7 protein-coding genes and 1 pseudogene are annotated in these 5,959 nt (G+C 63.4%); 3 read left to right on the top strand and 5 right to left on the bottom strand.

What is annotated here, in order from left to right; all coding sequences use genetic code 11:
• From EOA24_RS43255 to coxB, 5 genes and pseudogenes are all read right to left on the bottom strand, one after another.
• Positions 1 to 119, bottom strand: a pseudogene (locus EOA24_RS43255) (cytochrome c oxidase assembly protein); the annotation flags it as partial.
• Positions 119 to 310: a hypothetical protein gene (locus tag EOA24_RS24890; RefSeq protein WP_126078557.1), complete on the bottom strand. Its 192-nt coding sequence runs from the start codon at positions 308 to 310 to the stop codon at positions 119 to 121. The gene EOA24_RS24890 and the pseudogene EOA24_RS43255, both read right to left, overlap by 1 nt.
• The gene (locus tag EOA24_RS24885) at positions 307 to 1,251 is read right to left on the bottom strand and encodes a heme o synthase (RefSeq protein ID WP_126078558.1); all 945 of its coding nucleotides are present in this window, start codon (positions 1,249 to 1,251) and stop codon (positions 307 to 309) included. The genes EOA24_RS24890 and EOA24_RS24885 overlap by 4 nt, the downstream gene beginning before the upstream one ends.
• Before the next feature lie 70 nt (positions 1,252 to 1,321).
• Complete coding sequence (gene ctaD / locus EOA24_RS24880) at positions 1,322 to 2,971, bottom strand: cytochrome c oxidase subunit I (protein ID WP_042641760.1); 1,650 nt, start codon at positions 2,969 to 2,971, stop codon at positions 1,322 to 1,324.
• Positions 2,972 to 3,009: 38 nt separating this feature from the next.
• Positions 3,010 to 3,894, bottom strand: a complete 885-nt coding sequence (gene coxB / locus EOA24_RS24875) for a cytochrome c oxidase subunit II (protein ID WP_126078559.1) — start codon at positions 3,892 to 3,894, stop codon at positions 3,010 to 3,012.
• A 327-nt stretch (positions 3,895 to 4,221) separates the two neighbouring features.
• Between coxB and EOA24_RS24870 the strand changes: the two genes are divergently transcribed.
• The 3 genes from EOA24_RS24870 to EOA24_RS24860 all read left to right on the top strand — a co-directional run.
• A complete protein-coding gene (locus EOA24_RS24870; protein WP_126078560.1) occupies positions 4,222 to 4,761 on the top strand; it encodes an invasion associated locus B family protein in 540 nt (179 codons plus the stop codon).
• 75 nt (positions 4,762 to 4,836) lie between these two features.
• Complete coding sequence (locus tag EOA24_RS24865; RefSeq protein ID WP_126078561.1) at positions 4,837 to 5,304, top strand: YbjN domain-containing protein; 468 nt, start codon at positions 4,837 to 4,839, stop codon at positions 5,302 to 5,304.
• A gap of 98 nt (positions 5,305 to 5,402) precedes the next feature.
• Positions 5,403 to 5,959: DNA gyrase modulator (locus EOA24_RS24860; RefSeq protein ID WP_281059895.1), on the top strand; the 557-nt coding region annotated here is incomplete at its 3' end.

Below are 5,959 nucleotides of genomic sequence, written 5' to 3'. Positions count from 1 at the left end.
ATCTTGTAGAGCGGCACGGCAGCGTAGGCCATGCCGACCATGCCGGTGAAAAAGGCGAGGCAGACCGCGGCGACGATGCCGTTGTTCACCTTGCGGGGCTTGCTCACGTCGCCGCCCATCAGCCGCCTCCGAACAGACCCGAGCCGGTCAGGCTCGCGCCATGGTGGCCGAAGCGCGCGATGGTGACGACGTAGAAGATGATGACCAAAGCGGCCAGCGCCAAGCCGATGGCAGCGGAACGATTGCGGCGCGCCTTCAGCTGGCGCTCGGTGAGCGTGACCAGTTCGATCTTCTTGTCGGCCACGATCATATCCCCCCCATGACGAGGGCGCGCCCGACCACGCAGTCGACGAGATAGGCGGCGAAGATGGCGAAGAGATAGAGCAGCGAATAGCCGAAGAGCGCCTTGGCCGGCTTCATCGCGCGGTCGCCGTCAGCCATGCCCAGCACTTTCCAGGCATACCAGACGAAGCCTAGGCCCAGCAGCGCGGAAACCACGCCGTAGCCGGCGGTGGTATAGCCGAGCGCCCAGGGCAGCACGCCGATCGGCGCCAGGATCAGCGCATAGGCAAAGATCTGCCGGCGCGTCGGGGCCTGGCCGGCCACATTCGGCATCATCGGGATGCCGGCGCGGGCGTAGTCATCGGACTTGAACAGCGCCAGCGCCCAGAAATGCGGCGGCGTCCACAGGAAGATGATCAGGAACAGGATCACGCTTTCGAGGCTGACCGATCCGGTCACGGCGGCCCAGCCGATCACCGGCGGGAAGGCGCCTGCGGCGCCACCGATGACGATGTTCTGCGGCGTCCAGCGCTTCAGCCACATCGTGTAGATGACGGCATAGAAGAAGATGGTGAAGGCGAGAAGCGATGCCGACAGCCAATTGACCAGCACGCCGAGCGTCATCACCGACAGCACCGACAGGACCAGCCCGAAGGTCAACGCCTCGCCTGGCGTGACGCGGCCCGCCGGCACCGGGCGGGATGCCGTCCTGGTCATCACCGCATCGATATCGGCGTCGTACCACATGTTGAGCGCGCCGGAGGCGCCGGCGCCTATGGCGATTGCCAGGATGGCGACCATAGCGATCAGCGGATTGATGGCGACGGGCGCGGCGACCAGGCCGACAAAGGCGGTGAAGACGACCAGCGACATAACGCGCGGCTTCAACAGGGCGAAGTAATCGCCCGCTGTCGCTTCCGAGATGCGAAAGCCCGCGTCCTTCATCAATCTGTGGTCGGCAAGGGCCATGCGTACTTAAAGTCCATCATTCCGTTGGCCAAGACCGCCGGCTGTCCGGCGATCTCGTGATAGGGCTGCCTTACTTGATCTTCGGCAGCTGTTCCCACTGGTGGAACGGCGGCGGCGAAGGCAGCTGCCATTCGAGCGTCGTGGCACCCTCGCCCCACGGGTTGGCGCCGGCGACGCGCTTCTTCTGGAAGGCTTCGAACACGCCGTAAAGGAAGATCGCGACGCCGACGGCCGCGATATAGGAGCCGTAGGACGAGATCATGTTCCAGCCGGCGAACGCGTCAGGATAGTCGACTGTGCGGCGCGGCATGCCGGCGAGGCCGAGGAAGTGCTGCGGGAAGAAGATCAGGTTGACGCCGACGAAGGTGACCCAGAAGTGGGTGTTGGCGATCACCGGCGAGTACATATAGCCGGTCATCTTCGGGAACCAGTAGTACCAGCCGGCGAAGATCGCGAACACGGCGCCCAGCGACAGCACATAGTGGAAGTGGGCGATCACGAAATAGGTGTCGTGCAGCGAACGGTCGAGGCCGGCATTGGCCAGTTGGACGCCGGTCACACCACCGATGGTGAACAGGAAGATGAAGCCCAGCGCCCACAGCATCGGCGGCTTGAAGGAGATCGAGCCGCCCCACATGGTGGCGATCCAGGAGAAGATCTTCACGCCGGTCGGCACCGCGATGACCATGGTGGCGAACACGAAATAGCGCTGCGTGTCGAGCGACAGGCCGGTCGTGTACATGTGGTGCGCCCAGACGATGAAGCCGACCGCGCCGATCGCGACCATGGCGTAGGCCATGCCGAGATAACCGAAGACGGGCTTCTTCGAGAAGGTCGAGACGATGTGGCTGATGATGCCGAAGCCCGGCAGGATCAGGATGTACACTTCGGGGTGGCCGAAGAACCAGAACAGGTGCTGGAAGAGCAGCGGGTCACCGCCCTGGTCCGGCACGAAGAAGGCGGTGCCGAAATTGCGGTCGGTGAGCAGCATGGTGATGGCGCCCGCCAGGACCGGCAGCGACAAAAGCAGCAGGAAGGCGGTGATCAGCACGGCCCAGGCAAACAGCGGCATCTTGTGCAGCGTCATGCCGGGAGCGCGCATGTTGAAGATGGTGGTGATGAAGTTGATGGCGCCGAGGATCGACGACGCGCCGGCGATGTGGATCGACAGGATCGCAAGGTCCATCGCGGGGCCGGGCTGGCCGGAGGTCGAGAGCGGCGGGTAGATCGTCCAGCCGCCACCGACACCAAAGGCGCCTGGCGCGCTCGGCACGAACATCGAGGAGAGCAGCAGGATGAAGGCCGGAGGCAGCAGCCAGAAGGAGATGTTGTTCATGCGCGGGAAGGCCATGTCCGGCGCGCCGATCATGATCGGCACCATCCAGTTGGCGAAGCCGCCGATCAGAGCCGGCATGACCATGAAGAAGATCATGATCAGGCCGTGCGCGGCGCCGAAGGCATTGTACATGCTCTTGCCGCCATCGATGGCGGCGTCGCCCTGCATGCCGTAGACCATCTGCGCCAGACCGCTGAATATCTGGATGCCCGGTTCCTGCAGCTCCATGCGGATGGCGACCGAGAGCGCGCCGCCGATGATGCCGGCCATGATCGCGAAGATCAGGTAGAGCGTGCCGATGTCCTTGTGGTTGGTCGAGTAGACCCAGCGGACCCAGCCATGCGGCCTGTGGTCGTCGTGATCGTGAGCTGCAGCCTCTGCCATGTTCCGCTCCGTTCCCTAAATCTTGCTAACCCGCGGCATCAGTTGCCGGCGGCCGCTACCTTGTTGGTACCATCGATCTCGGCCATCAGCGCCTTGTTGGCGGCGGGCACATCGGTCTTGGCCGTTTCCAGCCAGGTCTTGAACTGCGCATCGGAAACGACGCGGACCGCGATCGGCATGAAAGCGTGGTCCTTGCCGCAGAGCTGCGAGCACTGGCCGTAGTAGAGGCCCTCCTTCTCCGCCTTGAACCAGGTCTCGTTGGTGCGGCCGGGAACGGCGTCCATCTTGATGCCGAAGGACGGCACGGCGAAGGAGTGGATGACGTCGGTCGCGGTGATCAGCACGCGGGTCGTGGTGTTGACCGGGACAACCAGCTCGTTGTCGACCGCGAGCAGGCGCGGATAGAGGGCGCGATCCTCCTTGCCGGCCTTGGCGCGGTCGCCATCCTGCAGAACCGCCGAGTTGAAGGAGAAGGTCTTGTCGACCTGGTACTCGTAATCCCAGTTCCACTGGTTGCCGGTCGCCTTGACGGTGAGCTTGGCTTCTTCCGGCGGCGTATATTGCGCGGTGAGCAGCTGGAAGGAGGGAATGGCGATGAGCAAGAGCACGATCACTGGCCCGACGGTCCAGATCACCTCGATCAGCGTGTTGTGGCTGGTTTTTGACGGCACCGGATTGGCGCTGGCGCGGAACTTAACGATGCAGACCAGCAGAAGCACCAGCACGAGAACGGTGATCGGGACGATGAACCACATCGTGTAGTTCCCGAACCGCTCGATCTGCCGCATCATGTCGGTGGCCGGAGCCTGGAAGCTCACCTCCCATTCCCGCGGCTGGTCGGCACGGGCCGCGGCACCGGAGAAGAGCACGGCCGAAGCTGCCGTACCTGCCAAGAATTTAGCGCTTGCCAGGAATTTCCTCATCGCCCTCTCGTCTCCCACTTCCCGCGATCTTGTCGCACCAATAGCGGACGATGCCGGGATTGGGAATCCCGGTCTGTCCCTGGGTGGTTCAAACCATACTCTTTTTCCCTCCGCAAGAAAGGAGCGGAGGAAACCGTGCGGCATTTTTGCGCGCAGCCCGAAGGCCGTGTTCAGCGCTCGCCATGCTATATGCCGGGCGGCCCCAATTCGGGCGAATTTGCTTTGGAAAAGCACGCAATTGCCGGTATCGGGGCGCACCGGCGACGGTCTCGTCCTTTACTTGGCCCGGGCGCAGCTTAAAGTGCCGTGATTCGCAATGGAGCCGTCATGACTTCCTGGCTTTCGAGAACCTTGGCGAAGGTCGTTCTTGCCGTCGCCTTGCTCGGCGTCGGCATAGCCGTTGGCGCCGCCGCCTCGCCGAACAACGCCACGCCACCCAGCGGCACGGTGAAGTCGACGCATGGCGCATGGTCGATCATCTGCGATACGCCGGCGGGAGCGACCTCCGAGCAATGCGTGATGATGCAGAATGTCGTCGCCGAGGATCGTCCTGAAATGGGCCTTTCGGTCGTGGTGCTGCGCACCGCCGACAACAAGGCCGAGATCCTGCGCGTGCTGGCGCCGCTCGGCGTTCTCCTGCCCAACGGCCTCGGTCTCAATGTCGACGGCAAGGATATCGGCCGCGCCTATTTCGTGCGCTGCTTCCAGGATGGCTGCTATGCCGAGGTGATCCTCGAAAAGCCGCTGCTCGACACGTTGAAGAGCGGCACCTCGGCCACCTTCATCGTCTTCCAGACGCCGGAAGAAGGCATCGGCATTCCCGTCGACCTCAAGGGCTTTGCGGAAGGCTTCGCCGCCCTACCTTGATCTTGCCGTCCACGCGCAGCGGCCGCCCCTCAGGCTGAGGCGCGGTGGTGATGCGGTTGACGGCCAGGAGGCTTGATGCGCGCGACGTTATCCATTTCCATTGCAGGTCTGGCGCTTGCCTACGTGGCCTCGGCGGCCCGGGCCGAGGATGCCGCAATCCTCCAGACGCCGGACCCCGCGACGGTTCTCGATATCGCCAAGGGCTTCGGCTCGGCCAGGATGGGCAAGGACGACAATGGCGACCCGATGATTTCCGGCCGCGTCGAGGGCGTCAAATACCTGATCTATTTCTACGGCTGCGAAGACCACGAGAACTGCAAGTCGCTGCAGTTCTCGACCGGCTACACCGATCCGCTGACCGTCGACCAGGCCAATGCCTGGAACGCAAAATACCGCTGGGTGAAGGCCTATTCGGGCGACGGCTCGAACTTCAAGATGGATGTCAGCTTCGCCGGCGGCATCACCAGGGCCAATCTCGAGGAACAGTTCTCCAACTGGAACGCGATGGCCGGCAACATCAAGGACTTCGTCAACGGCAGGTGACGGCGTCGCAATCGCCGGCTTCAACTCGTTAGCGATTGTCTGAGGCCAGCTTCGCGCCTACATCCGGTGCAAGATTTGTTTCCACGAATGGATTTGCCATGAACAGCCTGATCGGCCAATTCGATATTTCCGATGATCGCGTCAAGGAGATCGTCACCGAGACCATCAAGGGCGCCGACGACGGCGAGTTGTTCCTCGAATACAGCGAAAGCGAGGCGCTGATGTTCGACAATGGCCGGCTGAAGACGGCCAATTTCAACACCGATCAGGGTTTCGGCCTGCGCGCCGTGGCCGGAGAGGCCACCGGCTATGCGCATTCCAGCGATCTTTCCGAAGCCTCCCTGCTGCGCGCGGCCGACGCCGTCTCGGCGGTCAAAGGCGGCTATTCCGGCACATTGGCCGGAGCACCCGCCCGTACCAACCGCCATCTCTATGGCGACGAGAACCCCATCCCCTCGCCGTCCTTCGAGGCCAAGGCCAAGCTGTTGCAGGAGATCGACGGCTGGCTGCGCGCGAAGGATCCGCGCGTGCGGCAGGTGACGGCCTCGCTGGCAGCATCCTGGCAGCATGTCGAGATCGTGCGCGGCGACGGCCAGATCGTGCGCGACATCCGCCCGCTGGTCCGCATCAACGTCTCGGTCGTGGTCGGCAGCGG

Origin of the sequence: Mesorhizobium sp. M2A.F.Ca.ET.039.01.1.1 (assembly GCF_003998035.1) — a bacterium.
Lineage (GTDB): Bacteria > Pseudomonadota > Alphaproteobacteria > Rhizobiales > Rhizobiaceae > Mesorhizobium.
This window is presented reverse-complemented; position numbering and strand designations above follow the sequence as displayed.